This window comes from Pseudomonas sp. DR 5-09, assembly GCF_001655595.1.
Lineage (GTDB): Bacteria > Pseudomonadota > Gammaproteobacteria > Pseudomonadales > Pseudomonadaceae > Aquipseudomonas > Aquipseudomonas pharyngis.
Genome location: NZ_CP011566.1, coordinates 2642105 through 2668945, shown reverse-complemented (window position 1 = coordinate 2668945; position 26841 = coordinate 2642105). Strand labels below are relative to the sequence as shown.

Below are 26841 nucleotides of genomic sequence, written 5' to 3'. Positions count from 1 at the left end.
TTGGACAGGATGCATCCATGAACAACAGCCGTTTTTTCACCCCGGTCACCCTCGGCCACCACACTCTGAAAAACCGTATTGTGCTGCCGCCCCTGACTCGTCAGCGCAGCACTCAACCGGGCAATGTCGCCAATGAATTGATGGCCGAGTATTACCAGCAGCGAGCCGGTGCGGGCTTGCTGGTGACTGAAGGCACCCAGATCGAACCCCGTGGCCAGGGATACGCCTGGACTCCAGGCATTCATACTCCCGAACAAATCGCCGGGTGGCGCAAGGTCACCGAGGCTGTCCACGCCAGTGACGGCGTGATTTTCGCGCAGCTATGGCATGTCGGTCGCGTCTCCCATACTGCCCTGCAACCCAATGGTGACGCCCCGGTGTCGGCCTCCGCCATCGCCACCGACCGGGTCAGTGTGTTCATCGAAACCGCGCCCGGTGTGGGCGCTCTGGTTCCGCCGTCCGCGCCTCGAGCGCTGACCACCGATGAAGTCCAGGAACTGGTTCAGCTGTACATCCGGGCAGCGCGCAATGCCATGGATGCCGGTTTCGACGGTATCGAGTTGCACTGCGCCAATGGCTACTTGGTGAACCAGTTCATCTCCGCCCACAGCAACCTGCGCACCGATCAATACGGCGGTTCGCTGCATAACCGTCTGCGCTTTCTGCGCGAAGTGGTGGGTGGCGTCGCCGAATGCATCGGCAAGGAAAAGGTCGGCGTGCGCTTCGCGCCGCTGTTCACCACCACCGATGAAGCGCGGACTTATCTGGGTATGGTCGAGGAAGACCCTCACACCACCTATATCGAAGCGATCAAGGTGCTGCAAGACGTCGGCATCGCCTACCTGTCCATCGCCGAAGCCGACTGGGACGACGCGCCAGTGATGCCGGAAACCTTCCGTCGAGCAGTACGCGACACCTTCAGCGGCGCGATCATTTACGCGGGTCGCTACAACGCCGAAAGCGGTGCGCGGTTGCTTGAATCCGGACTGGCGGACCTCGTGGCTTTCGGTCGCCCGTTCATGGCCAACCCGGACCTGCCCGCGCGTATCGCCAATGACTGGCCGCTGAATTCGCTGAACCCGGCCACGGTGTATGGCGGCCATGCCGAAGGCTATGTGGATTACCCGGTGTACGGAGAGTAGCTCTCGCTGGCGACACTTTTGGCGAGCTGATTGCGGCCCGCCCCTTTGGCTTGATACAGCGCCTGATCTGCCGCAGCGATCAGGCCTTGTATCGTGTCCAGTTGCGATCCGGTGGCGGCCGCGATGCCGATACTCACACTCACTCGGCCGAATGGACTGGTCCGGTGAGCGATAGGCTCTTGCGCCAAGCGTTTCAGGATCATTTGTGCCACGACCGCTGCGCCGTCACTGTCGGTATCGGGCATGATCACCGCCATTTCTTCCCCCCCGTAACGCGCCACCAGGTCCGATGGTCTGCGCACGCAAGTCTCAAGCACCTTGGCCACCTGCTGCAGACAGGCATCGCCGGCAATGTGCCCTTCGGCGTCGTTGAACAGTTTGAAATAGTCGAGATCAATCATCAGCAACGCCAACGAAGTTGCGTCACGCTTCGCCCGGCGCGCTTCCATCGCCAGGGTCTGATCGAAACATCGCCGATTGGCCAGGCCTGTCAGCGCATCCTTCATTGCCAACAGCTCAAGTTGCCGGTTCGTGCCGAGCAGCTGTTGTTGAGTATCGCGCAACTCACCTTCCACCTGCGTCCGGCGACGAATATCCAGAATCAAAAACCAGCCGATAACACCGGTGAGGCCCAGCAATGTGGTAACCACACCGATCGACAACAGCGCTTCAAATCGCCACGCCGCCAGGGCTTCGCGTTTACCGAGCGCAACCGTAGTGATCAGCGGCAGCGTTTCACTCTTGCGAAAGGCATAGAGCCGTTCCACACCGTCGAGACTGGACGTGAAGGATGCAGTGCCAACCGATTTGTCCACCAGGTACTTCGCATAGATCGGCGAATTGGAGAAGTTGCGCCCCATGTCCTGTTCACGGAAAGGGTAACGGACCAGCAGTGTGCCATCGGTGTAGGACAAGCCAATGGCGCCCTCCTGCCCTATATCGAGCTGGCCGAACAGACGCAGAAAGTTTTCCACCCCCAGGGTGACCGACACCACACCGGCAAACTCTCCGCGATCGTCATTGAAACGCCGGCTGATGGTAATCACCCACTCCTGATTCGAACGACTGCGGATGGGCGGGCCGATGAAGGGTTCGCGAGATGGATCGTCACGGTGATGAATGAAGTAAGCACGGTCACTGCTGTTGGCACCGACAGGAATCGGCCGGTTGGATGACATCAACCAGTGGCCTTTGTTGTCGTAGATAGTGATGCCACTGAGCTGCGGCATCAGCGGTCGCTGCCGGTTGATCAAAGTCTTGAGCCGTTCGATTTGCGCTGGGCCACTGCCTTCGGTTTCCAGACGTTCGACGAGTCCGAGCAGAAGCAGCGAGCTCTGCCGGACAATGCCCTCGGAATACGTCGCAAGTGCCTGCGTCAGGTTCAACCCGTGGACATTGACTTCATCCAGTGCTCGATCCCGAGAGCCCAGTATCTTCCAGATGGTCAGCGATGCCAGGGAACAGCCGATTACCAACAGCAAGAGCATTACAAGGTGAGTATCACGCTTCACTTCAGTACCTATGGAAAGTCCGGTTTCCGTCACCGCTATTATTTGATCGGGGCATTACATCGACCGCGCGTCCTTGTCAGCACGTCAGCCGCGGTGCTGTCGCTCTGGTTTTGCGCAAGAATCCGAAATGCCCCGGACGACGGCAGGCAACGCGAGGGTGTCTTGCCGTCCCTCGTCTCGACTAGACGATTTTCAAAGCCTTGAGAATCACCAGCGTACTCTCGGCAAACGCTTGAGCCTGCGCGGTCAATTCGGCAAGGTTTTCTTCCGCGGTGGTCAGGGCCTTGCCGTCCTTGAGGAGACCTTCGCCCTGGCCGCCGATGATGCCCCATGCCAGTTGTGCCCATTCAGCCGGGTATTTTTTGCCTTGCTTGATCGATATCAGGAACAACTGCTGGAAGCGGCTGACCGTCACCCCACCTCCGGTCACCGGACTCGCCAGGGTCTGAATCTTGTGGCCATACAACGAACGCTTGCACAGCTGCAGGTTGAGGGTATTGCAGCGGGCCTGCACCAGTTTTTCGGCTGCTTCGCTCTGACACGGCGCCACGGCCCCCATGCCGATCAATACGTTGAGAGCTTGTTCCACATCGCCATAGGCCAGCGAGGGCAAAAGATCCAGCAAATGCCGCAAGGTCTTCGGCACATAGGCGTCATCCGCCAGTGCTGCGAGTACCGGGCCATAAATCTCTGCCTGCAGCGTCGCTGCGCCTGCCGGACCGGTGACGTTGGCCGGCACGCTGTCGGCTGCCTGCAACAGGACGAAGCGCGTGCTGAGCATACGCTCGCGGTGCTCGGTAGCAGATAGTCTGTTGGCGCCGCGCACATAAAGGTCCCGGCGGAAACTCTGGTTCACAAAATAGTCGCGCGCCTGCTCACGCATGACCGGGTGCTCAATGCCTTCCAGAAAGTCCATGCCTTCGGCGGTCAGGTTGAGCGGATCGACGGAGTCCAGCGGCACGGCTGTCGTGGCGTAGTCGAGTTTGGCGGGCGCCAGGGCATCCACCACGTCGGTGAAATACATGCAGTTCCAATCGCGGTTGAAGTACTCATGGGCGACGTACTGGCGATCCTGGCCCTTGATGCTCTGCAGCTTGGCGTCCAACCCTGGCGCCGAGTTGGCATATTTAGGATTTGCAGCCAGCAGCGCTTCGGAAAACTGCAGCGCAGCGTCGATACGTTGATCAGGACGTGCAGAGGCCTGGCTGGCGAAACGGTCGTGCAGGCTGAACAGTTGGCGCAAGGGTGCCTGGGGCGACCAGCCCGGGAAGCAGTTGTAGCTGACGTACAGCAGGCCACCAGGCTTGAGATGACGACGGGCGAATTCGACGATCAACTTGTGGTTATCGCGGCTGACCCAAGTCCAGATGCCATGCAGGCTGATACTGTCGAACTGAGGCAAATCATGACGGGCCAGCAACTGCTCGAAGCTGTCGTCATACAGTCGCGCATCGCTGCCCCAGTCGCTGGCCAGAGCAATGGCATGGGACGCCTGACCTGGGTGAAAGTCGGTGCCGACATAAGAGCCCGGATTACCCGCCGCATGGATGTTGATCGAAACACCCTGACCAAAACCCAGCTCACAGTGGTAGCCGTCGCTACTCTCCAGCGTGGCGAAACCGCGCAACAGCAGACAATAACGCTGGAAAACCGGATTGATTTCCCGGCTATAACTGTAGGTATAGCCTTCGTCCGTGAAATATCCCTCGTTCCAGGCATTGCTCATGCGTGCATCCTTTTTCTTATATCGGAAGTGAAAGTCGCTCTTATACGGGGTAGCCATGGCGTATCACAAGAGGAAAGTGATCAGGCAAACGCCTCCTGGATAAACGCCTGCAGCATCGCTTCCTCAAGAATCTAAATCGAGAAATGGCCGAGCCTTTTCCTGCGGGCAAAACAAAACCCCAACTGCTTTCGCAATTGGGGTTTCGGAATTTAATCTTGACGATGACCTACTCTCACATGGGGAAACCCCACACTACCATCGGCGATGCATCGTTTCACTTCTGAGTTCGGGATGGGATCAGGTGGTTCCAACGCTCTATGGTCGTCAAGAAATTCGGGTACTGACTCGTGACCAAATGGCCTCGCTTCAGCAAATTGGGTATGTGACAGCTAGGTGTTTTGTGAGCATCGAACTTTCGGTTCATTGCGTCTTCACACACCGCAATCTGGTCTCTTTCGAGTCTACAGATTGCTTGGGTGTTATATGGTCAAGCCTCACGGGCAATTAGTATTGGTTAGCTCAACGCCTCACAGCGCTTACACACCCAACCTATCAACGTCGTAGTCTTCGACGGCCCTTCAGGGAACTCAAGGTTCCAGTGAGATCTCATCTTGAGGCAAGTTTCCCGCTTAGATGCTTTCAGCGGTTATCTTTCCCGAACATAGCTACCCGGCAATGCCACTGGCGTGACAACCGGAACACCAGAGGTTCGTCCACTCCGGTCCTCTCGTACTAGGAGCAGCCCCTCTCAAATCTCAAACGTCCACGGCAGATAGGGACCGAACTGTCTCACGACGTTCTAAACCCAGCTCGCGTACCACTTTAAATGGCGAACAGCCATACCCTTGGGACCGGCTTCAGCCCCAGGATGTGATGAGCCGACATCGAGGTGCCAAACACCGCCGTCGATATGAACTCTTGGGCGGTATCAGCCTGTTATCCCCGGAGTACCTTTTATCCGTTGAGCGATGGCCCTTCCATACAGAACCACCGGATCACTAAGACCTACTTTCGTACCTGCTCGACGTGTCTGTCTCGCAGTCAAGCGCGCTTTTGCCTTTATACTCTACGACCGATTTCCGACCGGTCTGAGCGCACCTTCGTACTCCTCCGTTACTCTTTAGGAGGAGACCGCCCCAGTCAAACTACCCACCATACACTGTCCTCGATCCGGATAACGGACCTGAGTTAGAACCTCAAAGTTGCCAGGGTGGTATTTCAAGGATGGCTCCACGCGAACTGGCGTCCACGCTTCAAAGCCTCCCACCTATCCTACACAAGCAAATTCAAAGTCCAGTGCAAAGCTATAGTAAAGGTTCACGGGGTCTTTCCGTCTAGCCGCGGATACACTGCATCTTCACAGCGATTTCAATTTCACTGAGTCTCGGGTGGAGACAGCGCCGCCATCGTTACGCCATTCGTGCAGGTCGGAACTTACCCGACAAGGAATTTCGCTACCTTAGGACCGTTATAGTTACGGCCGCCGTTTACCGGGGCTTCGATCAAGAGCTTCGCGTTAGCTAACCCCATCAATTAACCTTCCGGCACCGGGCAGGCGTCACACCCTATACGTCCACTTTCGTGTTTGCAGAGTGCTGTGTTTTTAATAAACAGTCGCAGCGGCCTGGTATCTTCGACCGGCGTGGGCTTACGCAGCAAGTGCTTCACCCTCACCGGCGCACCTTCTCCCGAAGTTACGGTGCCATTTTGCCTAGTTCCTTCACCCGAGTTCTCTCAAGCGCCTTGGTATTCTCTACCCAACCACCTGTGTCGGTTTGGGGTACGGTTCCTGGTTATCTGAAGCTTAGAAGCTTTTCTTGGAAGCATGGCATCAACCACTTCGTCGCCTAAAGGCAACTCGTCATCAGCTCTCGGCCTTGAAACCCCGGATTTACCTAAGATTTCAGCCTACCACCTTAAACTTGGACAACCAACGCCAAGCTGGCCTAGCCTTCTCCGTCCCTCCATCGCAATAACCAGAAGTACAGGAATATTAACCTGTTTTCCATCGACTACGCTTTTCAGCCTCGCCTTAGGGACCGACTAACCCTGCGTCGATTAACGTTGCGCAGGAAACCTTGGTCTTTCGGCGTGGGTGTTTTTCACACCCATTGTCGTTACTCATGTCAGCATTCGCACTTCTGATACCTCCAGCAAGCTTCTCAACTCACCTTCACAGGCTTACAGAACGCTCCTCTACCGCATCACTTGCGTGATACCCGTAGCTTCGGTGTATGGTTTGAGCCCCGTTACATCTTCCGCGCAGGCCGACTCGACTAGTGAGCTATTACGCTTTCTTTAAAGGGTGGCTGCTTCTAAGCCAACCTCCTAGCTGTCTAAGCCTTCCCACATCGTTTCCCACTTAACCATAACTTTGGGACCTTAGCTGACGGTCTGGGTTGTTTCCCTTTTCACGACGGACGTTAGCACCCGCCGTGTGTCTCCCATGCTCGGCACTTGTAGGTATTCGGAGTTTGCATCGGTTTGGTAAGTCGGGATGACCCCCTAGCCGAAACAGTGCTCTACCCCCTACAGTGATACATGAGGCGCTACCTAAATAGCTTTCGAGGAGAACCAGCTATCTCCGAGCTTGATTAGCCTTTCACTCCGATCCACAGGTCATCCGCTAACTTTTCAACGGTAGTCGGTTCGGTCCTCCAGTCAGTGTTACCTAACCTTCAACCTGCCCATGGATAGATCGCCCGGTTTCGGGTCTATTCCCAGCGACTAGACGCCCTATTAAGACTCGCTTTCGCTACGCCTCCCCTATTCGGTTAAGCTCGCCACTGAAAATAAGTCGCTGACCCATTATACAAAAGGTACGCAGTCACAGAACAAAGTCTGCTCCCACTGCTTGTACGCATACGGTTTCAGGATCTATTTCACTCCCCTCTCCGGGGTTCTTTTCGCCTTTCCCTCACGGTACTAGTTCACTATCGGTCAGTCAGTAGTATTTAGCCTTGGAGGATGGTCCCCCCATATTCAGACAAAGTTTCTCGTGCTCCGTCCTACTCGATTTCATGACTAAGAGACTTTCGCGTACAGGGCTATCACCCACTATGGCCGCACTTTCCAGAGCGTTCCGCTAATCTCAAAGCCACTTAAGGGCTAGTCCCCGTTCGCTCGCCACTACTAAGGGAATCTCGGTTGATTTCTTTTCCTCAGGGTACTTAGATGTTTCAGTTCCCCTGGTTCGCCTCTTGCACCTATGTATTCAGTACAAGATAACCATCTTGTGATGGCTGGGTTCCCCCATTCAGACATCTCCGGATCAAAGTCTGTTTGCCGACTCCCCGAAGCTTTTCGCAGGCTACCACGTCTTTCATCGCCTCTGACTGCCAAGGCATCCACCGTATGCGCTTCTTCACTTGACCATATAACCCCAAGCAATCTGGTTATACTGTGAAGACGACATTCGCCGAAAATTCGAATTTCTCAACTAAGAGAACTCACAAATTTTACCTTAGCCTGATCACCACCAGTGAAAGTGGCCATCAGTCTATCTTTCTATCACATACCCAAATTTTTAAAGAACGATCTAATCAAAAGACTAGAAATCAATATTCAACTCGAATATTCATTTCTAAACTCTCAAACTTTCGAAGCAGTTTATGGTGGAGCCAAGCGGGATCGAACCGCTGACCTCCTGCGTGCAAGGCAGGCGCTCTCCCAGCTGAGCTATGGCCCCATAACAAAATTGGTGGGTCTGGGCAGATTCGAACTGCCGACCTCACCCTTATCAGGGGTGCGCTCTAACCAACTGAGCTACAGACCCAATTTCGAGCTTGTAACTGCTAGCTGTGAGCTATCAGCTTGGAGCTTAAAGCTGCTTCTATCGTCTTCTTCAATGAATCAAGCAATTCGTGTGGGAACTTATGGAGCAACTGATGTCGTCGATTAAGGAGGTGATCCAGCCGCAGGTTCCCCTACGGCTACCTTGTTACGACTTCACCCCAGTCATGAATCACACCGTGGTAACCGTCCTCCCGAAGGTTAGACTAGCTACTTCTGGTGCAACCCACTCCCATGGTGTGACGGGCGGTGTGTACAAGGCCCGGGAACGTATTCACCGCGACATTCTGATTCGCGATTACTAGCGATTCCGACTTCACGCAGTCGAGTTGCAGACTGCGATCCGGACTACGATCGGTTTTATGGGATTAGCTCCACCTCGCGGCTTGGCAACCCTTTGTACCGACCATTGTAGCACGTGTGTAGCCCAGGCCGTAAGGGCCATGATGACTTGACGTCATCCCCACCTTCCTCCGGTTTGTCACCGGCAGTCTCCTTAGAGTGCCCACCATAACGTGCTGGTAACTAAGGACAAGGGTTGCGCTCGTTACGGGACTTAACCCAACATCTCACGACACGAGCTGACGACAGCCATGCAGCACCTGTCTCAATGTTCCCGAAGGCACCAATCCATCTCTGGAAAGTTCATTGGATGTCAAGGCCTGGTAAGGTTCTTCGCGTTGCTTCGAATTAAACCACATGCTCCACCGCTTGTGCGGGCCCCCGTCAATTCATTTGAGTTTTAACCTTGCGGCCGTACTCCCCAGGCGGTCAACTTAATGCGTTAGCTGCGCCACTAAGAGCTCAAGGCTCCCAACGGCTAGTTGACATCGTTTACGGCGTGGACTACCAGGGTATCTAATCCTGTTTGCTCCCCACGCTTTCGCACCTCAGTGTCAGTATCAGTCCAGGTGGTCGCCTTCGCCACTGGTGTTCCTTCCTATATCTACGCATTTCACCGCTACACAGGAAATTCCACCACCCTCTACCATACTCTAGCTCGCCAGTTTTGGATGCAGTTCCCAGGTTGAGCCCGGGGATTTCACATCCAACTTAACGAACCACCTACGCGCGCTTTACGCCCAGTAATTCCGATTAACGCTTGCACCCTCTGTATTACCGCGGCTGCTGGCACAGAGTTAGCCGGTGCTTATTCTGTCGGTAACGTCAAAATTGCAGAGTATTAATCTACAACCCTTCCTCCCAACTTAAAGTGCTTTACAATCCGAAGACCTTCTTCACACACGCGGCATGGCTGGATCAGGCTTTCGCCCATTGTCCAATATTCCCCACTGCTGCCTCCCGTAGGAGTCTGGACCGTGTCTCAGTTCCAGTGTGACTGATCATCCTCTCAGACCAGTTACGGATCGTCGCCTTGGTGAGCCATTACCTCACCAACTAGCTAATCCGACCTAGGCTCATCTGATAGCGCAAGGCCCGAAGGTCCCCTGCTTTCTCCCGTAGGACGTATGCGGTATTAGCGTTCCTTTCGAAACGTTGTCCCCCACTACCAGGCAGATTCCTAGGCATTACTCACCCGTCCGCCGCTGAATTCAGGAGCAAGCTCCCTTCATCCGCTCGACTTGCATGTGTTAGGCCTGCCGCCAGCGTTCAATCTGAGCCATGATCAAACTCTTCAGTTCAAACATCTTTGGGTTTTTAAGAAACCCTAAACTTGGCTCAGCAATCGTTGGTTACATCTTTGATTTCTCGCGGAGTAACTTGTGATGCTGATAATCTTGTTGACTATCAGTCTGACTCCACAAGCACCCACACGAATTGCTTGATTCAGTTGTTAAAGAGCGGCTGGTTAAGATCTTTCGTCTCAACCGAGGCGCGCATTCTACAGCAGCCTCATTTGCTGTCAAGTGATTATTTTCATTTAAATTCAATCACTTGCGTTAGGAGCAACTCAGGTTGCTCGCTAGCGGGAGGCGAATAATACAGGATCAAAACAGATGGTCAACCCCCCGAGTAAAAATTCCTTTCCATACCCGACAGGCCAGGTCGTACCTGCGAAAACTACCAAGCTCCGTACCGACTATATAAAGAAGCAATCATCCAATCACCCCCGCATAGATCGTTCGATCAACATTCCCCCCGGACAGAATGACACCGACCGTTTTCCCCTCCCGCCTTTCATGCTCCTGCATCAAGGCCGCCAACGCGGACGCGCCCGCCCCTTCAGCAAGGTTATGGGTATCGGTGTAATACACGCGCATGGCCTCGGCTATTTCCTCTTCGTTCACCGAGACGATCCGCGCCGCCCCCTTCCTATAGATGTCGAACGCCTCGGCAATAGGCCTGCGCACAGCAAGGCCGTCGGCAAAGGTGTTGGCCGACGCGGTTTCACAGATCGTTTTCGCTTCGAAAGACAGTTTGGCGGCCATTGCTTCCGTCGACACCACCCCTACTACCTCGGTACTCAGGCCCAACACATCCCGGGCAGCAATCACACCGCAGATTCCCGAACCACAGCCGATGGGCACATAGACGGTGTCCAGCTCTGGCGCTGCACTGAACAGCTCAAGCGCATACGTCGCAACGCCCTTGACCAGTTCGGCATGAAATGGCGGCACCAGGTACAAGTCATGTTCCTGCGCCAGGCGAGCAGCCTCTTCGCGAGCTTCATCGAAGTCACGCCCGTACTCGACCACCTCACCGCCGAACCCGCGCATGGCGTTGTTCTTTTCCATTGAGTTGCCCTTTGGCACAACGATCAATGCCCTCAGCCCCACGGCACTGGCTGCCAGTGCAAGACTTTGGCCATGATTGCCACGCGTCGCAGAAACGATGCCTTTGACGCTCGGGTGCTCACGGCGCAGCCAGTTCATGAAGGTAATGCCACCGCGCACCTTGAAGGCACCGGTCGGTGTGTGATTTTCGTGTTTGACCCAAACCGTGCATCCCAACCGCTCGGCCAGCAAAGGCCAGCGATACTGGGCGGTAGCCGGCATCACCTGGTAAACCTGGCGGGCAGCGTGTTCGAGGTCATCGCGCGTGATTGTATGCATGAGCGTCTCCTTGGCTTTGCCCCAGTCTAGGCACGCAGGCGTCGCGTCGGCTTTCAAAAAACGAACCTGACTTTTATGCCATCCCTTCACTACTATGACGCTCATGAGTCATCGAAACCGTCAGAACACTCCAACCATTGCAGAACCGGTCCGTCGCATCGAGGCAGGTTCGTGGACGATCGAATTGCTGCCCGCCGCAGCCTACTCGGCACGCTACGTGGCGACCCAGTCAGCGATTGGCTTTGCCTTCGACAGCCAACGCGGCCTGCATGCCATCGGTACTGACCGGGTACGTCCCTTCGACGCGATGCCCAATGGCCTGGCGTTTGTCCCGGTCGGCTGTGATGTGTTGTCCGAGTCCCCCGCGGGCGGTGAATACCTGCGGGTCATCCGCACCAAAGGGGGTGCGTTGGCCGGAGATCGGCCATTCAACAACCGCATCGACCCGCAGGCCATTCTCCTCGCCCAGCGAATGCGCAGCGCGCTGTTGCAGCCCAAATGGGACGATGACTGGGAAACCTGGGCGCTTGCGCTGGCTGAGCGCGCCGCAGTTCAGGACGTGCCAGTGCACCGCGGCTCGATCACCGACAGCCGAATGCGACGGCTGGATGAGTTCATTGACGCAGGTCTCAATGGCCCGCTCGATGTACTGTCGATGGCACACCTGCTCGAATTGTCCGAAGGCTATTTCACTCGCGCCTTCAAACAAGCCACGGGCAAAAGCCCCCATAGCTATTTGATCGACCGGCGCCTGGCCAGGGCTCGGGCGATGATATGCGACGGGAAAACGGCCTTGTCGCAGGTCGCCCTGGCCTGTGGATTAAATTCCCAGGCGCACCTGGCAAGCGCCTTCAAACAACGACTTGGCGTGAGTCCGGCACAATTACGCAAAAGTACTTGCCACAGCGCCAGCACCGGTAAACAACATCCGTCGTGATCGCTGTCTTCTGATCCGAAAAATCACGCCCACAACCCTTCGGGTCGTGTTCTGCAATGCCGATTGCACGTCGTTCATGCAGGCTGCACGAACCCCCTCAGCCCTGCTATCGCACAACCCCTGATCCAGACGCCTTTGGCCGAGACGCGCGACTGGCATGGCAAATGCGTTGTTCTTCGGGAATCCACGGCGCCGAGAGACATCGGACTGTGTTCTAACCCTGAATAGCAGAGGCAACCAACATGAACGCGATCGACCTTCTGAAAGCCGACCACGAGAAAGTCAAAGGGATCCTGAGCCAACTCAGCGAATCGACGGACCGGGCCCTGAAAAAACGTGTCGAGCTGCTGGGCAAACTGGAAATGGAGATCTCGATCCACACCCGACTCGAAGAGGAAATCCTTTATCCGGCCTTCAAGGAAGCCGGCACCAAGGAACAGGACATCATGTACTTCGAAGCCAAGGAAGAGCACCGCACCGTGGATTCGCTGGTGCTGCCAGACCTCAAACTGACTGATCCGGGGACGCCCGAGTTCGCTGGTCGGGTCAAAGTGGTCAAGGAGCTTTTGGAGCATCACATCGAAGAGGAAGAAACCGAGATGTTTCCGCAGGCAAAAAAACTCCTCGGCAAAGCGAAGCTCGATGAACTGGGCGAACAAATGGAAGCGATGAAAGCCAGCTACAAAAAGGAAATGATGGCCGGCAACGTGGCGGCGTGATGTTCCCGAAACCCAGAAAGCCCGGCATCTGCCGGGCTTTTCTTTGGGTTGATATCACGCTCGATTCCCGCGAATTTTCATCCGCCCGCCGGTGGCATTCAAACGCCGTTGTGTGGTGTCCTGTCCGTCATGAGCCCGCTGTTCCCATACGGGCTCACAACATTCCAGCCATTAACCGATGAGGTCCGTTTCATGAGCAAGACGTCTTACGTGCCACCCAAGGTCTGGAAACACAGCGCGCCTTCCGGCGGCCAATTCGCCAATATCAATCGCCCGATTGCCGGGCCGACGCATGAAAAAACGCTGCCGATCGGCAAGCACCCGCTGCAGCTCTACTCGCTGGCCACGCCCAATGGCGTGAAGGTGACCATTCTGCTCGAAGAATTACTGGCGCTCGGCTGCACCGACGCTGAATACGATGCCTGGCTGATCCGCATCAACGAAGGAGACCAGTTCACCAGCGGTTTTGTCGAGATCAACCCCAACTCGAAAATTCCGGCTCTGTTGGACCGCAGTGTGGAGCCGGCCATCCGCGTGTTCGAATCCGGCTCGATCCTGTTGTATCTGGCGGAGAAATTCGGCGCCTTCCTGCCCTCCGATCCGGCGGGTCGCACCGAAACCCTGAACTGGCTGTTCTGGCAAATGGGTGCTGCGCCGTATCTGGGCGGTGGCTTCGGGCATTTCTATGCGTATGCGCCGGAAAAACTCGAATACCCGATCAATCGATTCACCATGGAAGCCAAGCGTCAGCTGGATGTACTCGATCGCCGCCTGAGCGAAAGCCCTTACCTTGCCGGCGACGACTACACCATCGCCGACATCGCGGTCTGGCCGTGGTACGGACAACTGGTGCGCAACAATGTGTACTCCGCCGCCGAGTTTCTGAACGCCCATGAATACACCCACGTGCAGCGCTGGGCGCAAGAGATTGCCGAACGACCTGCGGTGATTCGCGGCCAGCGCGTCAACCGGACGTGGGGCGATGAAGCGAGCCAGGTTCCAGAACGGCATCAAGCAAGCGATCTCGATTGAACTTCACCTGATACGACGCAACGTCCGGTGCGAAGTCTGTATCGGGCGTTGCGTTCGCTACACCAACAAGTCAGCCCACTGTCCCGGCGTCATCTTCGTCACCATCAGCAGCACGATCACGAACATCCCCAGAAAACCGGCAACCCCCATCCAGAACCATTTTCGGTACACGCAACGGTACTCGTCGGCAAGCCCGCCCCCCGTTTCCACTGCGCTCGACGCCATCATGTACAAACGCTTCTGAAGCACCAATACCGGTAACCAGAGCGACCCGACGCACAGGAAAATGATCAAGGAGGTCAGCACCCATTCCGTGGTCAAGGGCAGTCCGGCCAGCAGGGTCAACCCGTAACCCGTCGCGATCTGAATAAAGCCCGCCGGCGTGGTGATCCAGGTATCGAACCGCACCACCATTCTCGCCACGTGCATGATCACCAAAGGGTTGGCTGTCCGGCTCGCGGCGATCAGGTAGAGGTAGGAGCCCATGCCGAATCCGAACAGAAAAACCGCTGCGATGATGTGAATGTATTTGAGGCAGAGATAGAGCACGGTCAGTTCTGCCCGCCAGAAAAATGCATCGATAGGCTCAGATTCTGCGGATCGTTGATGGCCGCCATGTATTCGTCGACGGTTATCTCGCCCACGCAGGGACGTGCGCCAGCCTCGGGCTGGTTTTTCCGGGCGATTTTCGCTGCCAGGGCAACGGCTGCGCAGCTCGGGATCTCCGGCCCCTTGTCATTGCGGGCGGTGAGCTGGACCGTCATGGCCAGCGGATTGCCGTCGATGCCGAGCCCCTTCACGTCGATGTACATCGCGCTTTTGCCATCACCGAATCGCTCGAACCAGGTGCCCCAACGATGAAGCCGCGCCGCCCAGGGAACATGATCACGAAACGCACCAAACCTGCGGGCCAGTGCGAACAGGCCGTTCGCCACTCCACCCAGCTTGAGGCCCGGACCCGCCTTGAAACTCAGGGTTCGGGCGCCATAGCGGCTGGCAAAAATGTCCATGTCCGGCACGTCGACATTCGCCAGCACCCGAACGCCCAGGTGAGGCATCTTGCGCCACGTCAGGTCGAGCCAGCCTGCCACCTCATGAACCTGGCCATTCCTGAGCTGCCTGATCGGCTTGCCTGCGTAGGCCAGAACACCTTCAACCGTCGAAAGGCCCGGCATTTTCGCCGACGAGGAAATGCCATGTTCGATCGAATCGATACGAGAGAAGCGATACTGATGCTCATCGATAAGTGCCGATGAAAGTGTCGGCACCGAACTGCAACCGCTGAGAATTGCCACGCCAGCCTGTTTCGCGCGGGCATCGAGGGCTCCGATGCCGTTGACGAACGTTCGGCAGTCGGACAAGTCGCAATAATGCACACCCGCGTCTATGCAGCGCTCGGCGACCGCATAGGATTGCCCTTGAAACGGGCCCCCGGTGTGGATGACCAATTGGATGTTCATCGTTTTCAGAACCGCTTCAAACCCTTCCCCCATCGCATTGCCGCACCAACTCTCGCAGACGACGCCCGACAGGGTTTTCAGCTCGTCGACTTTGCGCATCAGTTTCTGAGGGTCGCGACCGGAGATCACCAGCGTGATGTCCGGCATCGCAATCAAATGCCGGCTGACAATGCTGCCGAAATTCCCGTAACCGCCGACCACTAAAACCCTGAGTGCCACGCAATGCTTCCTTGAAATAATTGAATGATTTCAGTCGTACCTCTGTGAGCAACGCACCTGCTGACGCATCGTCAGAATCGCAGCCGAAGCCGATGAACCGGTCTCACCACCCGGATGGCCCAACGGGACAGCGCAGGCTAAGCGGCTCGGGTCCAGGGCTGGCAATGGCAATCGCGGCAACCTGGGTAAAGGCCAGAATCGAGTGAGAGTCCATTCCATGCTCATTGGGGTGAAGTGGCGGCATATTACAGGAGCACGCGGGACAACGAACTACCGGACGCTACGCTTTACTTCTCGGTGTCAGCGGCCCAATGATGGAAACCGGCACCGACCTCGAATAACGACAACGGAGGGTCGCCCACCGATCATGAACATTCTCTACGACGAACAGGTCGACGGCGCCTTGCCCGACGTCGACAAAGCCGCGCTTCTGCAAGCCCTGCAGCACCAATGGCCAGACCTGGACGTGCTGCATCAGCGCGAGGAACTGAAACCGTACGAGTGCGATGGCCTCTCGGCCTACCGCACCACGCCGCTGCTGGTGGTACTGCCACGGCATATCGATGAAGTTCAGGGCGTGTTGCAGATCTGCCATGAACGGCGGGTGCCGGTGGTGGCCCGGGGCGCGGGGACCGGTTTGTCCGGCGGTGCATTGCCGCTGGAAAAAGGCGTGCTGCTGGTGATGGCGCGCTTCAACAACATCCTGCAGATCGACCCAAAGGCCCGCACTGCGCGGGTTCAACCCGGCGTGCGCAACCTGGCGATTTCCCAGGCCGCCGCGCCGTTCGGGCTGTATTACGCACCTGACCCTTCCTCGCAAATCGCCTGCTCGATCGGCGGCAACGTGGCGGAAAACGCCGGTGGTGTGCATTGCCTCAAGTACGGCTTGACCGTGCACAACCTGCTCAAGGTCGAGATCCTCACCGTCGATGGCGAACGCCTGACGCTGGGTTCGGACGCACTGGATTCCCCCGGTTTCGACCTGTTGGCGCTGTTCACCGGTTCCGAAGGCCTGCTCGGGGTCATCACCGAAGTCACGGTCAAACTCTTGCCCAAACCGCAGACGGCCAAAGTGCTGCTGGCGGCGTACGACTCCGTGGAAAAGGCTGGCCGCGCCGTGGCGGATATCATCGCGGCCGGCATCATTCCCGGTGGCCTGGAGATGATGGACAATCTGGCAATCCGCGCCGCCGAAGACTTCATCCACGCCGGTTATCCGGTGGATGCCGAGGCGATTCTGCTCTGCGAACTCGATGGCGTTGAGGCCGATGTTCACGATGACTGCGCGCGGGTCCGACAAGTGCTCGAGCACGCCGGCGCCACCGAACTGCGTCAGGCCCGGGACGAAGCCGAACGCGTGCGATTCTGGGCCGGACGCAAAAACGCCTTCCCCGCCGTGGGCCGGTTGTCGCCGGACTATTACTGCATGGATGGCACCATCCCGCGCCGCGAGTTGCCCGGCGTACTGCATGCGATTGCACAGCTTTCAGCCGAATACGGCCTGCGAGTCGCCAACGTATTCCATGCCGGCGACGGCAACATGCATCCACTGATTCTGTTCGACGCCAACCAGCCCGGGGAGCTGGAGCGTGCTGAAACGCTGGGCGGCAAGATCCTCGAACTGTGCGTCAAGGTCGGCGGCAGCATCACCGGTGAACACGGCGTGGGCCGGGAAAAAATCAACCAGATGTGCGCGCAGTTCAACAGCGATGAGCTGACCCTGTTCCACGCCGTCAAAGCCGCGTTCGATCCCGGCGGCCTGCTCAACCCCGGCAAAAACATTCCGACCCTGCACCGCTGCGCCGAATTCGGTGCCCTGCACGTGCATCACGGGCAGTTGCCCTTCCCCGAACTGGAGCGGTTCTGATGCGCGACGCGATGGATTTCGATGACAGCGCCGCGCTGCTCGAACAGGTCAATCGGGCACTGGAAAACGCTACCCCGCTGCGCATCCAGGGCGCCAACAGCAAGGCGTTTCTCGGGCGCATCGTCGGTGGCGAGATTCTCGACACTCGCGCCCATCGCGGCATCGTCAGCTACGACCCGACCGAACTGGTGATCACCGCACGCTGCGGCACTCCACTAGTGGAACTGCTGGCCGTGCTGGACGCTTCGCAACAGATGCTGGCGTGCGAACCACCGGCCTTCGCCGACGATGCCACGGTCGGCGGCATGGTCGCCAGTGGCCTGTCCGGGCCGCGTCGGCCCTGGTCGGGATCGGTGCGCGACTTTGTGCTCGGCACACGGATCATCACCGGTCATGGCAAACACCTGCGCTTCGGCGGCGAAGTCATGAAGAACGTCGCCGGTTATGATCTGTCGCGCCTGATGGCCGGCAGTTACGGCTCGCTCGGGGTGATCACCGAAGTCTCGCTCAAGGTGCTGCCCAAACCGCGAGCGTGCCTGAGCCTCAGTCTGGAAATGCCCAGCGAACAGGCGTTGCTGCGTCTGGCCGAATGGGGCCAGCAACCGTTGCCGATCAGCGCCGCGTGTCACGATGGCCGGCAACTGCATTTGCGTCTTGAGGGTGGCGAAGGTTCGGTGGCGGCCGCCCATGATCGCCTGGGTGGCGAGCTGATCGACAGTTCGTTCTGGGCCGATCTCAACGAACAACACCTGGGCTTCTTCGACGAAGACCAACCGCTCTGGCGCCTGTCCGTGCCGCTGAACACGCCGCCGCTGAACCTGCCCGGCCAGCAGTGGCTCGACTGGGGCGGCGCGCAACGCTGGCTCAAATCGACGGCCGAAGCTGCGGTCATTCGCAAAATGGTCGACCAAGTCGGCGGGCATGCGACGTGTTATAGCCACGGTCTGATCGACGAGCCGTTCCATCCTCTGGCGCCCGCCCTGCTGCACTATCACCGCCAACTCAAACGACAACTCGACCCCCGGGGCATTTTCAATCCCGGGCGTCTGTACGCGGAGCTTTGAGCCATGCAGACCACCCTCAGCCCGCAAGCCCGGCAACTGCCCCGCGCCGAAGAGGCCGAAAGCATCCTGCGCACGTGCGTTCATTGCGGATTCTGCAATGCGACCTGTCCGACTTATCAATTGCTCGGCGATGAACTGGACGGCCCGCGCGGACGCATTTACTTGATCAAGCAAGTGCTTGAGGGCAACGAAGTCACGGCGAAAACCCAGCAACATCTGGATCGCTGCCTGTCATGCCGCAACTGTGAAACCACCTGCCCTTCCGGCGTGGACTATCACAACCTGCTCGACATCGGCCGGGCGGTGGTGGACGCCGCCGTCCCGCGGCCGCTCGGGCAGCGTCTGTTGCGTGAAGGACTTCGACGCGTCGTGCCCGATCCACGGTTGTTCAAAGGGCTGATCAACGCCGGCCAGATGTTTCGGGCGCTATTGCCCCATACCCTGCAAGACAAACTGCCACGCAACGTGGCGCTGCCTGCCCCACGACCCGCCATCCGTCATGCGCGGCAAGTGCTGATGCTCGAGGGTTGCGTGCAGCCAGGTTTGTCACCCAACACCAATGCCGCAGCGGCGCGGGTGCTGGATCGTCTGGGCATCAGCGTGATTCCTGCTCGCGAGGCTGGCTGCTGCGGCGCGGTGGATTATCACCTTGACGCCCAGATCACCGGCCTTGAGCGCGCCCGCCACAACATTGATGCGTGGTGGCCGGCCATCGAACAGGGTGCCGAGGCGATCGTACAGACCGCCAGCGGTTGCGGTGCATTCATCAAGGATTACGGGCATTTGCTTCGCGCCGACCCGGCCTATGCCGAAAAGGCCAAAGCCGTCAGCGCGCTGGCAAAAGATCTGGTTGAGGTGCTGCGCGAAGAGCCGCTCGAATCCTTAGGCATCCACGCCAATCAACGTGTGGCTTTCCATTGCCCCTGCACCTTGCAGCACGCGCAGAAACTTGGCGGTGCGGTGGAGTCGGTGCTGGTCCGACTGGGCTTCGACCTGACTGCCGTCCCCGACGCCCATCTGTGCTGCGGCTCGGCAGGTACTTACTCGATCACCCAACCGGCGCTGGCCAGGTCACTGCGCGACAACAAACTCGCTGCGCTGGAGAGTGGTCATCCCGAGATCATCGCCACCGCCAACATCGGCTGCCAGATACACCTCGACGGCGCCGGCCGCACGCCCGTCAGGCACTGGATCGAGCTGGTGGACGCGCATTGCCGATGAAAGTCCGAGGTGCCTGCTAACCTTCAAGCGGTGGCGCAGACAAGACTGAACATTGCGTCGATCCACGTGTTCTAGATGCCGTAATCACGGATCAAGGATGAGCGAATGGACTATTCAACTCATGCGGCCCCGCTCCCCTCGCCTCAACGTACCGCCACCCGGCGTCTGGCGTTTGCCGTAGGCGCGCTGTTCATAGCCGGTGTCATCACGGCCGTCGGCGCCCTGTTAAGTATTGCGACGCAGCTTGATGACGACGATGTGAACGACAACCTGTTCTATTCGACCCGAGCGCTGGAAAACCGCATCCTCGCATCAAAAAACTACATCACCAGTTACGCCTACTGGACGACGGCCTATGAGCATCTGAGCGGTCAGGTCGACACAAACTGGGCCTACGTTGAACAGAACCTGGGCAAAACCCTGTTCACCAGCGATGGCTATGACGGCGTATTTGTACTGAACCGGGAACAGACCAAATATGCGGTGGTGCGCGGCCAGTTGGTCGAAGCAAATATCTCCAGTTTTCTCCAGGCGTCCGCCACTGCGCTGGTCGACCAGGTACAACTGCAAAGCGACCTCACCAGGCCGGTCAATACCTATTCGTTGTTTGAAGACTGGCCCGCGCTGGTGACGGCGGCGGCCATCATTCCCAATGACGAGCGCCCCACCGAAGAGCCCCGGAATACCTCTGTGCTGGTATTCGTCGACAAGCTGACGCCTGCCAAACTGCGAAAGATCGGCAGCGGCTTCGGCCTGAACAACCTGACTCTTGCCCTGGATGAAACCATCGAAGCAGGCCAGCCCAGAGTGCCGCTGGACAGTACCGGTTACAGCCTGGTCGCTGACCTTGAACGGCCGGGGCAACGGTTGTTGTGGTCATTGCTGCCCACGCTTGGCAGCATTTTGCTCATCCTCATGCTGTTGACCGGTTACTTTTTCCGGCATGCCTTGCGTTCGTCGAAGTACGTGGACAACAGCTTCGAAGCGATGCAGACCTCACACCGGGCAATGCAAGCGGCCAATCAGGCGCTCGAGGCCAGCGAAGAGCGTTTTCGCGCCGTGGCTGAAGCGGCCTCCGACTGGATCTGGGAAGTCGACCGGCATCTGTCTCTCACGTATCTCTCGGCGCGCTTCAGTACCGTGACCGGCTATTCACGTGAGCAGTGGCTGGGACAGGACATCATGCAGTTACTGTTTTGCGATACCACGCCGCTGCAGCTGTGGCTCAAGAAACTGAACGAAGAGGTCAACGCCAGTGACCTGCGCTGTACCTACCGCGATGAGACGGGGCAGCAACGCTATTGCCGGCTGTCCGCCCGGCCGATCGTCGAAAACCATTGCATCGTCGGTTATCGCGGCACCGCCAGCGACATCACCGATGAAGTCGCCGCCCATGCACAGATCCAGCACCTGTCCATGCACGACGCGCTGACGGGGTTGCCCAACCGCAACAAGCTGGCGCGCTACCTGGAAGAAGCCCTGCAACTCAAGGAGCATGGCGCGCCCCTGTCACTGCTGATGATCGATCTGGACAACTTCAAGCCGATCAATGACTCACTGGGCCATCCTGCCGGTGATGCGGTCCTGCAGGAAGTCGCCAGACGCCTGCGCGAATGCACACGGGATCACGACATTGTTGCGCGGCTCGGAGGCGACGAGTTCGTCGTCGTACTCAGTGGCATGGACTCGCATCAGGAAATCGACAGGTTCTGCACACGCCTGATCGGCAGTCTGCATGAGCCGGTGATGTTCGAGCATCATCCGTTGCACATCGGTGTCAGCATCGGCATCACCCTGAGCCGGCGCCACGGCTTCGAAGCCGCAGAGCTGATTCGCTGCGCCGACATCGCGCTCTACCAGGCCAAGTCGGAAGGCAAGAACACCTGGTGCTATTTCGAAGCGCACATGAGCGACCAGATCCAGACGCGCCGGCAACTGGAAGACGACTTGCGCAAGGCGCTGAAAGACAACGAGCTGGTGCTGCACTATCAGCCGCGTTACAAGGTGGACGGCAAGGAAATCGTTTCGGTTGAAGCCCTGGTGCGCTGGCAGCATCCGACGAAAGGGCTGCTCGGTCCCGATCTGTTCATTCCCTTGGCGGAGCAGACAGACCTGATCGTCCCCCTCGGTCGCTGGGTACTGCGCGAAGCCTGCCGGACCGCCCTGACATGGCCTGAAGAAATCCTCTTGTCGGTGAACCTCTCCCCTGCCCAGTTTGCACTGAGCGACGTCGTCCAGGACGTGCGCGAAGTGCTGGTCGAAACCCGTTTTCCAGCCAGCCGCCTGGAACTGGAGATCACCGAAAACGTCATGCTCAACGACACCGACGGTGCGCTGACGACCATGAACGCACTCAAAGAACTGGGCGTGCGGTTGAACATGGATGATTTCGGCACCGGCTACTCCTCGCTGGGCTACTTGCGTGCCTATCCGTTCGATGGCATCAAGATCGACAAGCGCTTCATCGCGTCCATCAGCACCGGCAGCAATGATCGTGCGGTGGTGCAAGCCATCATCGGGCTGGGCAAGGCCATGGGCCTGAACGTCACGGCCGAAGGCGTCGAGACCGAAGAGCAACTGGCCATTCTCGGCAAGGATCAATGCAACGAAGTGCAGGGTTATTTCATGAGCCGGCCCATCGACAAGACGGCGTTCGCGCGTCTCTTGCAGGCCACGGGGCGTCTTTGACTCGTCGGCCGGCACCTGGTTTGCGCTTCATCCGCTTGCCCCCGCCTCGTTGCGGGTAAACACGTTGCCCGCATCGCGCACCAACTGACGCCATTCGGCGTTGCTGATGAGCCCCTGTTCCAGCATGTCGTCGGCCCCCTTGAGCAAGTCGTCATATTGGTCCTGCGGATCGAACGGCTCTTGCGATTGTGTCGCCAGCTTGCGCCATGCCGACAGTGACTCTTTCTTGCGCTGATCGTACATTTCGAATGTCTCGCTAAGATGACACGCGGTAGAGCCGTGCTGCTTCTGCGTCGTTCTACGCATTCGACGAATGGAAGCCGACCGGGTGGCGGCCACTGAATGTTGGTTATGAGCTAATAACCCCTTCATTAAACGGTCGCTCAAACGTTGTACTAGGATAGGATCCAAATTTCCCGATTTGTGGTCGCCGGCCAAGGACTTCCGCCGGAGACTCGGGAAAGCGCAATTCCCCCATTGCTACTCATGGATGAAACACATGAACTCACACCTGTTCCCTCACATCGGCAAAGTGATCGCCAGCACCGGCAGCCGGCATTTTCCGCGAATGCTGCACGACCTGATCCTCACCCAACTGGCCGTGGACGCCACGCATATCCGGCAGATGCGCGTGGAGCCGGTCGCACGTACGCAACCGCGCACCGAGCAGGAATGCCCCAAAGAGGCGGCACTGACGGCCGAGACGGTGTATTCCGAACTGAGCACCGATCCCGGCAACAGTGACGTGCCCGCCCCCGAACCCTCCACGGTCACCGATGCTTCGCAGTTGCACCTGACCCGGCGCAAGGACGGTTACCGTTATGTGATTTCCGTGTACCGCTGCGGCCCGTCGAAGCGCTTCTCCGCGCGCGAGCGCAGTCTGTTGCAGGACATCTCCCCGGTGTTGCTGCCGATGGTGGAAAAGCACATCCACGCGCTGCAACCGGCGAGTGCGGATCCCGAGGCGCAGGCCGCAGCGACCGAAGCTTCGCTTCAAGGCCTTGAAACCCTGCGCCTGCGTTTTTGCGAGCGCGTGCAGCAACTGGGCCTGAGCCTGTCCAACCGTGAACTGGAAGTGTGCGTCGGTCTGCTGGCCGGGCGCACCGCGCCTGAACTGGCCGAGCAATTACAACTGAAGGTCAATACCGTCGAGAGCTACCTCAAACGTGCTGCCATCAAACTGGGAATCAGCGGCCGCCATTCGCTGATGCGCTGGATGTATTCGCCTGAGGACTGCCCGGCCGCCTGCGACCCGTCCAACGCGGCCTGATCGATCACGCGCCTGTAAAAAAACCGCTGTCCTGCCAGGGACGGCGGTTTTTTTTCATGTCCGGCCCCTCAGTCCCGCGCCAAGGCCTCGATCGGGTCGAGCCGCGATGCATTGCGCGCGGGCACAAAGCCGAACACGATGCCGATCAGCGTCGAGCAGATCACCGCCGTCAACACCGAGCTCAACGAGAACACCATTTCCCATTCCTTGATGAACAGCGAAAACAGGTGGCCGATGGCATAACTCAACGAGATTCCAATCGCCCCGCCCAGCAGACAGACCATCACCGCCTCCACCAGAAACTGCTGACGAATGTCCGACTGCCGCGCCCCGACCGCCATTCGGATACCGATCTCGCGGGTCCGTTCGGTGACCGACACCAGCATGATGTTCATCACCCCGATGCCGCCGACCACCAGCGAAATCACTGCAATCAGCGACAGCAACAGCGCCAGAGAGCGGCTGGTTTTCTGCACCGTCTGCATGACGCTGTCGAGGTTGTTGGTGAAGAAATCCTTGGTGCCGTGGCGCTGCAGCATCAGTTTGTTGACGTTGTCTTCCACCACCTTGCTCGGCTGGCCGTCCTTGATCCGCACGCTGATGCTGTCCAGGTAGCGCTGGCCCAACAGCCGGCCGGCTGCGGTTTCGTAAGGCACCCAGACATTGAGCGACTTGCTCGACGAGAAGATGTTCTTCTTTTCTGCCGCCACACCGATCACGGTGCACGGCAGGTTGCCGATCAGGATCACCTGTCCCAGCGGATCAACCCCCTCGCCGAACAACCGTTGGCGCGTGTTGTAATCGATCACCACCACCTGCGCCTGGCGTCGGGCATCGTTTTCACTGAACGCAATGCCCGACTCCATCTTGATTCCGCGCACCTGGAAGTACAGATCGCTGACGCCGTTGACCTGGGCATCGAGATCGATGTTGTGATAGCGCAGCAACAGATTGCGCCCGACCACCGGCGTGGCGCTGTCGACGTAATACAGCTGGTTGAGCGCCGTCACATCCGCCGGCACCAGGGTTTCGATGGCCGCCGAACGGCTGTCGCCGAAACTGGTGCCGGAATAGATATCGATGGTGTTGCTGCCGATGGCCTGAATGTCCTTGAGCACATAGCGCTTGGCCCCTTCGCCGATGGCCGAAATCGACACCACCGAGGTGATGCCGATGACGATCCCGAGCATGGTCAGCAGGGTGCGCATCCGATGGGAAATCAGCGCGACCCAGGCCATGTTGAAGGCTTCCTTGAACAACCCGAGGCTGGCCACCAGACGCCGCGCCCCCGTGGATTTGGGGACCGCGTCCTCATTGCTCAATGCTGTGGCGTCGCGCTCGTTGCGGCGGTCGCTGAGAATTTCGCCGTCACTGACCTCAATGATGCGCTCGGCATTGGCCGCGACCTTGGGGTCATGGGTCACCAGAATCACCGTGTGCCCGGCCGCGTGCAGCTCCAGCAGGATGCGCATCACCTCCTTGCCACTGGTGGTGTCGAGGGCGCCGGTCGGCTCGTCCGCGAGGATCACTTCGCCGCCGTTCATCAGCGCCCGAGCGATACTGACCCGCTGCTGCTGACCGCCCGACAGCTGGCTCGGGCGATGGGTCAGGTGCCCTTCCAGCCCAAGGCGCGCCAACAATTCACGGGCTCGCGCATGACGTTGTGGCTCCGGCGTGCCGGCGTAGATTGCCGGCATCTCGACGTTGTGCATCGCGCTCAAGTGCGGCAGCAAGTGGTAGCGCTGGAAGATGAAGCCGAAATAGTCGCGACGCAGTTCGGCCAGCGCCTGACTGTCCAGATCGCGGGTTTCCCGGCCGTTGATCCTGTAGCTGCCGGCTGTGGCGTAATCGAGGCAGCCGAGGATGTTCATCAGGGTCGATTTGCCGGAACCCGAGGCGCCGATGATCGCGACCATTTCCCCGGCATGGATCGTCAGGTTGATGTTCTTCAGCGCGAGGAATTCGCGATCGCCAGCCGTGAAGCTGCGGCTGATGCCGGTCAGTTGCAGCAGAGGTTCGCTCATGCTCATGCCCCTGCCACTTTCGTCACCGGATCACCGATCACCACCCGGTCGCCTTCGGCCAGGCCTTCGTTGACCTGCACCTTGACGTTGTTGTTGATCCCGGTCTGCACATTGCGCGACTGCGCCTGGCCATTGGCGTCCAGCACCCGCACCGGGAAGCTGCCATCGCTGTTGCGTGGGCCCAGCGCGGCGACCGGAATCGTCAGCACCGATTTGGCGGTGTCGAGCACCACCCGCACCTGAGCGGTCATAGAAATACGCAAACGGTGATCGGGGTTCGGCACCTCGAACAGCGCGTTATAGAACACCGCGGTGTTCTGCTTCGGCGTGCCGGCGGGCGGGGTTTCGAGGAAGTTCTGCGGCGTAGGCTCAGTGCCGCGCAGTTTGCCGTAATAACGTTTGTCCTCACCAAGAATGGTGAAGTACACCTCCTGCCCCGGTGCGATGTGAATGACATCGGCCTCCGACACCTGAGCCTTGACGGTCATGGTGTCCAGGTCCGCCAGTTTGAGCAGGATCGGCGCCAGCTGGTTGGCGATCACGGTCTGGCCTTCCTGGGTCACGATGCCCACCACATCGCCGTCGATGGGCGCGACGATTCGTGTGTAGGCCAGATTGACCTTGGCCGTGTCGATCTGGATATGCGCACTCTTGATCTGCGCGTCCAGCGACAACAGATTGGCCTGCTGCACTTCGTAGTTCGATTGCGCGGTTTCGAAATCCTGCCGCGAGATCGAGGCGTCCTCCTGCAGGTTCTGATAGCGCTCGTAGATGGCCTTGGTCTGGCGCAGTTGAGCCTGGGTCGCCCGGCGTTGGGCTTGCAGATTCTCCTCATCGACCTGTGCCTGACGCAGGGTGTTCTGCAGCACCAACGGATCGATTTCCGCCAGCCACTGGCCCTTCTTGACCTTGTCGCCGACCTTGACCTTCAGCGACTTCAACTGCCCCGAAACCTGGGCACCGACGTCCACCTGCTTGATGCCCTCCAGCAAACCGGTGGCCAGCACTGCGTTTTCAATGTCAGCGCGTTCGACCGTGGCGGTCAGGTATTGCGGTGCCTCGGCCGGCGCCTGCACCGTGTAGAACACCAACCCGGCCACCAGCGTCAACGCGATTCCCAGACCGACTTTGCGCACCTTCGACTGTTCCATAAAT

The 26841-nt window shown here is 58.4% G+C and carries 17 protein-coding genes, 2 tRNA genes, 3 rRNA genes and 1 pseudogene; 9 read left to right on the top strand and 14 right to left on the bottom strand.

Features of this window, described 5'->3' with window-relative positions; all coding sequences use genetic code 11:
* Positions 1-17 precede the first annotated feature (17 nt).
* The gene (locus PDR5_RS11855) at positions 18-1142 is read left to right on the top strand and encodes an alkene reductase (protein ID WP_064595582.1); all 1125 of its coding nucleotides are present in this window, start codon (positions 18-20) and stop codon (positions 1140-1142) included.
* On the opposite strand, the gene PDR5_RS11850 is transcribed toward PDR5_RS11855, so the two are convergent.
* The 8 genes from PDR5_RS11850 to PDR5_RS11815 form a co-directional block, all read right to left on the bottom strand.
* The gene (locus tag PDR5_RS11850) at positions 1121-2653 is read right to left on the bottom strand and encodes a sensor domain-containing diguanylate cyclase (protein WP_064595580.1); all 1533 of its coding nucleotides are present in this window, start codon (positions 2651-2653) and stop codon (positions 1121-1123) included. The genes PDR5_RS11855 and PDR5_RS11850 overlap by 22 nt on opposite strands.
* A gap of 181 nt (positions 2654-2834) precedes the next feature.
* Complete coding sequence (locus PDR5_RS11845; RefSeq protein WP_064595579.1) at positions 2835-4379, bottom strand: class I SAM-dependent methyltransferase; 1545 nt, start codon at positions 4377-4379, stop codon at positions 2835-2837.
* Between the two features lie 213 nt (positions 4380-4592).
* A 5S ribosomal RNA gene (gene rrf / locus PDR5_RS11840) occupies positions 4593-4708 on the bottom strand.
* A gap of 154 nt (positions 4709-4862) precedes the next feature.
* A 23S ribosomal RNA gene (locus PDR5_RS11835) occupies positions 4863-7753 on the bottom strand.
* Positions 7754-7991: 238 nt separating this feature from the next.
* Positions 7992-8067, bottom strand: a tRNA-Ala gene (locus PDR5_RS11830).
* A 10-nt stretch (positions 8068-8077) separates the two neighbouring features.
* A tRNA-Ile gene (locus PDR5_RS11825) sits at positions 8078-8154 on the bottom strand.
* A 123-nt stretch (positions 8155-8277) separates the two neighbouring features.
* A 16S ribosomal RNA gene (locus tag PDR5_RS11820) occupies positions 8278-9814 on the bottom strand.
* The 16S, 23S and 5S rRNA genes sit together here with 2 tRNA genes alongside, the layout of an rRNA operon.
* Before the next feature lie 414 nt (positions 9815-10228).
* The gene (locus PDR5_RS11815) at positions 10229-11185 is read right to left on the bottom strand and encodes a threonine dehydratase (RefSeq protein WP_064600763.1); all 957 of its coding nucleotides are present in this window, start codon (positions 11183-11185) and stop codon (positions 10229-10231) included.
* A gap of 94 nt (positions 11186-11279) precedes the next feature.
* Between PDR5_RS11815 and PDR5_RS11810 the strand changes: the two genes are divergently transcribed.
* The 3 genes from PDR5_RS11810 to yghU all read left to right on the top strand — a co-directional run bounded on the left by PDR5_RS11810 (position 11280) and on the right by yghU (position 13873).
* The gene (locus PDR5_RS11810) at positions 11280-12122 is read left to right on the top strand and encodes a helix-turn-helix transcriptional regulator (RefSeq protein ID WP_064595578.1); all 843 of its coding nucleotides are present in this window, start codon (positions 11280-11282) and stop codon (positions 12120-12122) included.
* Between the two features lie 242 nt (positions 12123-12364).
* Positions 12365-12841 (top strand): hemerythrin domain-containing protein, encoded by a 477-nt coding sequence (locus tag PDR5_RS11805; RefSeq protein WP_039770748.1) that lies wholly within the window; start codon positions 12365-12367, stop codon positions 12839-12841.
* A 192-nt stretch (positions 12842-13033) separates the two neighbouring features.
* Positions 13034-13873: a glutathione-dependent disulfide-bond oxidoreductase gene (gene yghU / locus PDR5_RS11800; RefSeq protein WP_064595574.1), complete on the top strand. Its 840-nt coding sequence runs from the start codon at positions 13034-13036 to the stop codon at positions 13871-13873.
* A gap of 57 nt (positions 13874-13930) precedes the next feature.
* Here yghU and PDR5_RS11795 read toward each other — a convergent pair whose 3' ends face one another.
* The 3 genes and pseudogenes from PDR5_RS11795 to PDR5_RS30485 all read right to left on the bottom strand — a co-directional run.
* Positions 13931-14422, bottom strand: coding sequence for a DUF2269 family protein (locus tag PDR5_RS11795; protein WP_064595573.1), 492 nt, complete (start codon positions 14420-14422; stop codon positions 13931-13933).
* Positions 14423-14424: 2 nt separating this feature from the next.
* Positions 14425-15552, bottom strand: a complete 1128-nt coding sequence (locus PDR5_RS11790) for a saccharopine dehydrogenase family protein (RefSeq protein ID WP_064595569.1) — start codon at positions 15550-15552, stop codon at positions 14425-14427.
* A 139-nt stretch (positions 15553-15691) separates the two neighbouring features.
* Positions 15692-15766: pseudogene (locus tag PDR5_RS30485) on the bottom strand (LysE family translocator); the annotation flags it as partial.
* 153 nt (positions 15767-15919) lie between these two features.
* Between PDR5_RS30485 and glcD the strand changes: the two are divergent.
* The 4 genes from glcD (at position 15920) to PDR5_RS11770 (ending at position 22392) form a co-directional block, all read left to right on the top strand.
* Complete coding sequence (gene glcD / locus PDR5_RS11785; RefSeq protein ID WP_064595567.1) at positions 15920-17419, top strand: glycolate oxidase subunit GlcD; 1500 nt, start codon at positions 15920-15922, stop codon at positions 17417-17419.
* Entirely contained in the window at positions 17419-18483 is a 1065-nt protein-coding gene (glcE, locus tag PDR5_RS11780) for a glycolate oxidase subunit GlcE (protein WP_064595564.1), read from the top strand. The genes glcD and glcE overlap by 1 nt, the downstream gene beginning before the upstream one ends.
* A 3-nt stretch (positions 18484-18486) precedes the next feature.
* Positions 18487-19704: a glycolate oxidase subunit GlcF gene (gene glcF, locus PDR5_RS11775; protein WP_064595563.1), complete on the top strand. Its 1218-nt coding sequence runs from the start codon at positions 18487-18489 to the stop codon at positions 19702-19704.
* A gap of 105 nt (positions 19705-19809) precedes the next feature.
* On the top strand, positions 19810-22392 hold the full coding sequence (locus PDR5_RS11770; RefSeq protein ID WP_064595559.1) for a bifunctional diguanylate cyclase/phosphodiesterase: 2583 nt from the start codon (positions 19810-19812) through the stop codon (positions 22390-22392).
* A gap of 27 nt (positions 22393-22419) precedes the next feature.
* Here the strand turns inward: PDR5_RS11770 and PDR5_RS11765 are convergent, their stop codons facing one another.
* Positions 22420-22635 carry a hypothetical protein gene (locus PDR5_RS11765; RefSeq protein WP_064595557.1) on the bottom strand — a complete coding sequence of 72 codons (216 nt, stop codon included), beginning with the start codon at positions 22633-22635 and terminating at the stop codon, positions 22420-22422.
* Between the two features lie 256 nt (positions 22636-22891).
* Between PDR5_RS11765 and PDR5_RS11760 the strand changes: the two genes are divergently transcribed.
* Positions 22892-23662: a helix-turn-helix transcriptional regulator gene (locus PDR5_RS11760; RefSeq protein WP_064595555.1), complete on the top strand. Its 771-nt coding sequence runs from the start codon at positions 22892-22894 to the stop codon at positions 23660-23662.
* A 68-nt stretch (positions 23663-23730) separates the two neighbouring features.
* Here PDR5_RS11760 and PDR5_RS11755 read toward each other — a convergent pair whose 3' ends face one another.
* Positions 23731-25686, bottom strand: coding sequence for a MacB family efflux pump subunit (locus PDR5_RS11755; RefSeq protein WP_064595553.1), 1956 nt, complete (start codon positions 25684-25686; stop codon positions 23731-23733).
* Between the two features lie 2 nt (positions 25687-25688).
* Positions 25689-26837 carry a macrolide transporter subunit MacA gene (gene macA / locus PDR5_RS11750; protein WP_064595551.1) on the bottom strand — a complete coding sequence of 383 codons (1149 nt, stop codon included), beginning with the start codon at positions 26835-26837 and terminating at the stop codon, positions 25689-25691.
* Positions 26838-26841 lie beyond the last annotated feature (4 nt).

Excerpts from the sequence above, each read along its gene's own strand:
- glcE (WP_064595564.1), top strand. The coding sequence starts at position 17,419 with ATGCGCGACGCGATGGATTTCGATGACAGCGCCGCGCTGCTCGAACAG.
- PDR5_RS11845 (WP_064595579.1), bottom strand. The coding sequence starts at position 4,379 with ATGAGCAATGCCTGGAACGAGGGATATTTCACGGACGAAGGCTATACC.
- PDR5_RS11770 (WP_064595559.1), top strand. The coding sequence starts at position 19,810 with ATGGACTATTCAACTCATGCGGCCCCGCTCCCCTCGCCTCAACGTACC.
- PDR5_RS11855 (WP_064595582.1), top strand. The coding sequence starts at position 18 with ATGAACAACAGCCGTTTTTTCACCCCGGTCACCCTCGGCCACCACACT.
- PDR5_RS11760 (WP_064595555.1), top strand. The coding sequence starts at position 22,892 with ATGAACTCACACCTGTTCCCTCACATCGGCAAAGTGATCGCCAGCACC.
- macA (WP_064595551.1), bottom strand. The coding sequence starts at position 26,837 with ATGGAACAGTCGAAGGTGCGCAAAGTCGGTCTGGGAATCGCGTTGACG.
- PDR5_RS11765 (WP_064595557.1), bottom strand. The coding sequence starts at position 22,635 with ATGTACGATCAGCGCAAGAAAGAGTCACTGTCGGCATGGCGCAAGCTG.
- glcF (WP_064595563.1), top strand. The coding sequence starts at position 18,487 with ATGCAGACCACCCTCAGCCCGCAAGCCCGGCAACTGCCCCGCGCCGAA.
- PDR5_RS11815 (WP_064600763.1), bottom strand. The coding sequence starts at position 11,185 with ATGCATACAATCACGCGCGATGACCTCGAACACGCTGCCCGCCAGGTT.
- glcD (WP_064595567.1), top strand. The coding sequence starts at position 15,920 with ATGAACATTCTCTACGACGAACAGGTCGACGGCGCCTTGCCCGACGTC.
- PDR5_RS11805 (WP_039770748.1), top strand. The coding sequence starts at position 12,365 with ATGAACGCGATCGACCTTCTGAAAGCCGACCACGAGAAAGTCAAAGGG.
- PDR5_RS11810 (WP_064595578.1), top strand. The coding sequence starts at position 11,280 with ATGACGCTCATGAGTCATCGAAACCGTCAGAACACTCCAACCATTGCA.
- yghU (WP_064595574.1), top strand. The coding sequence starts at position 13,034 with ATGAGCAAGACGTCTTACGTGCCACCCAAGGTCTGGAAACACAGCGCG.
- PDR5_RS11755 (WP_064595553.1), bottom strand. The coding sequence starts at position 25,686 with ATGAGCGAACCTCTGCTGCAACTGACCGGCATCAGCCGCAGCTTCACG.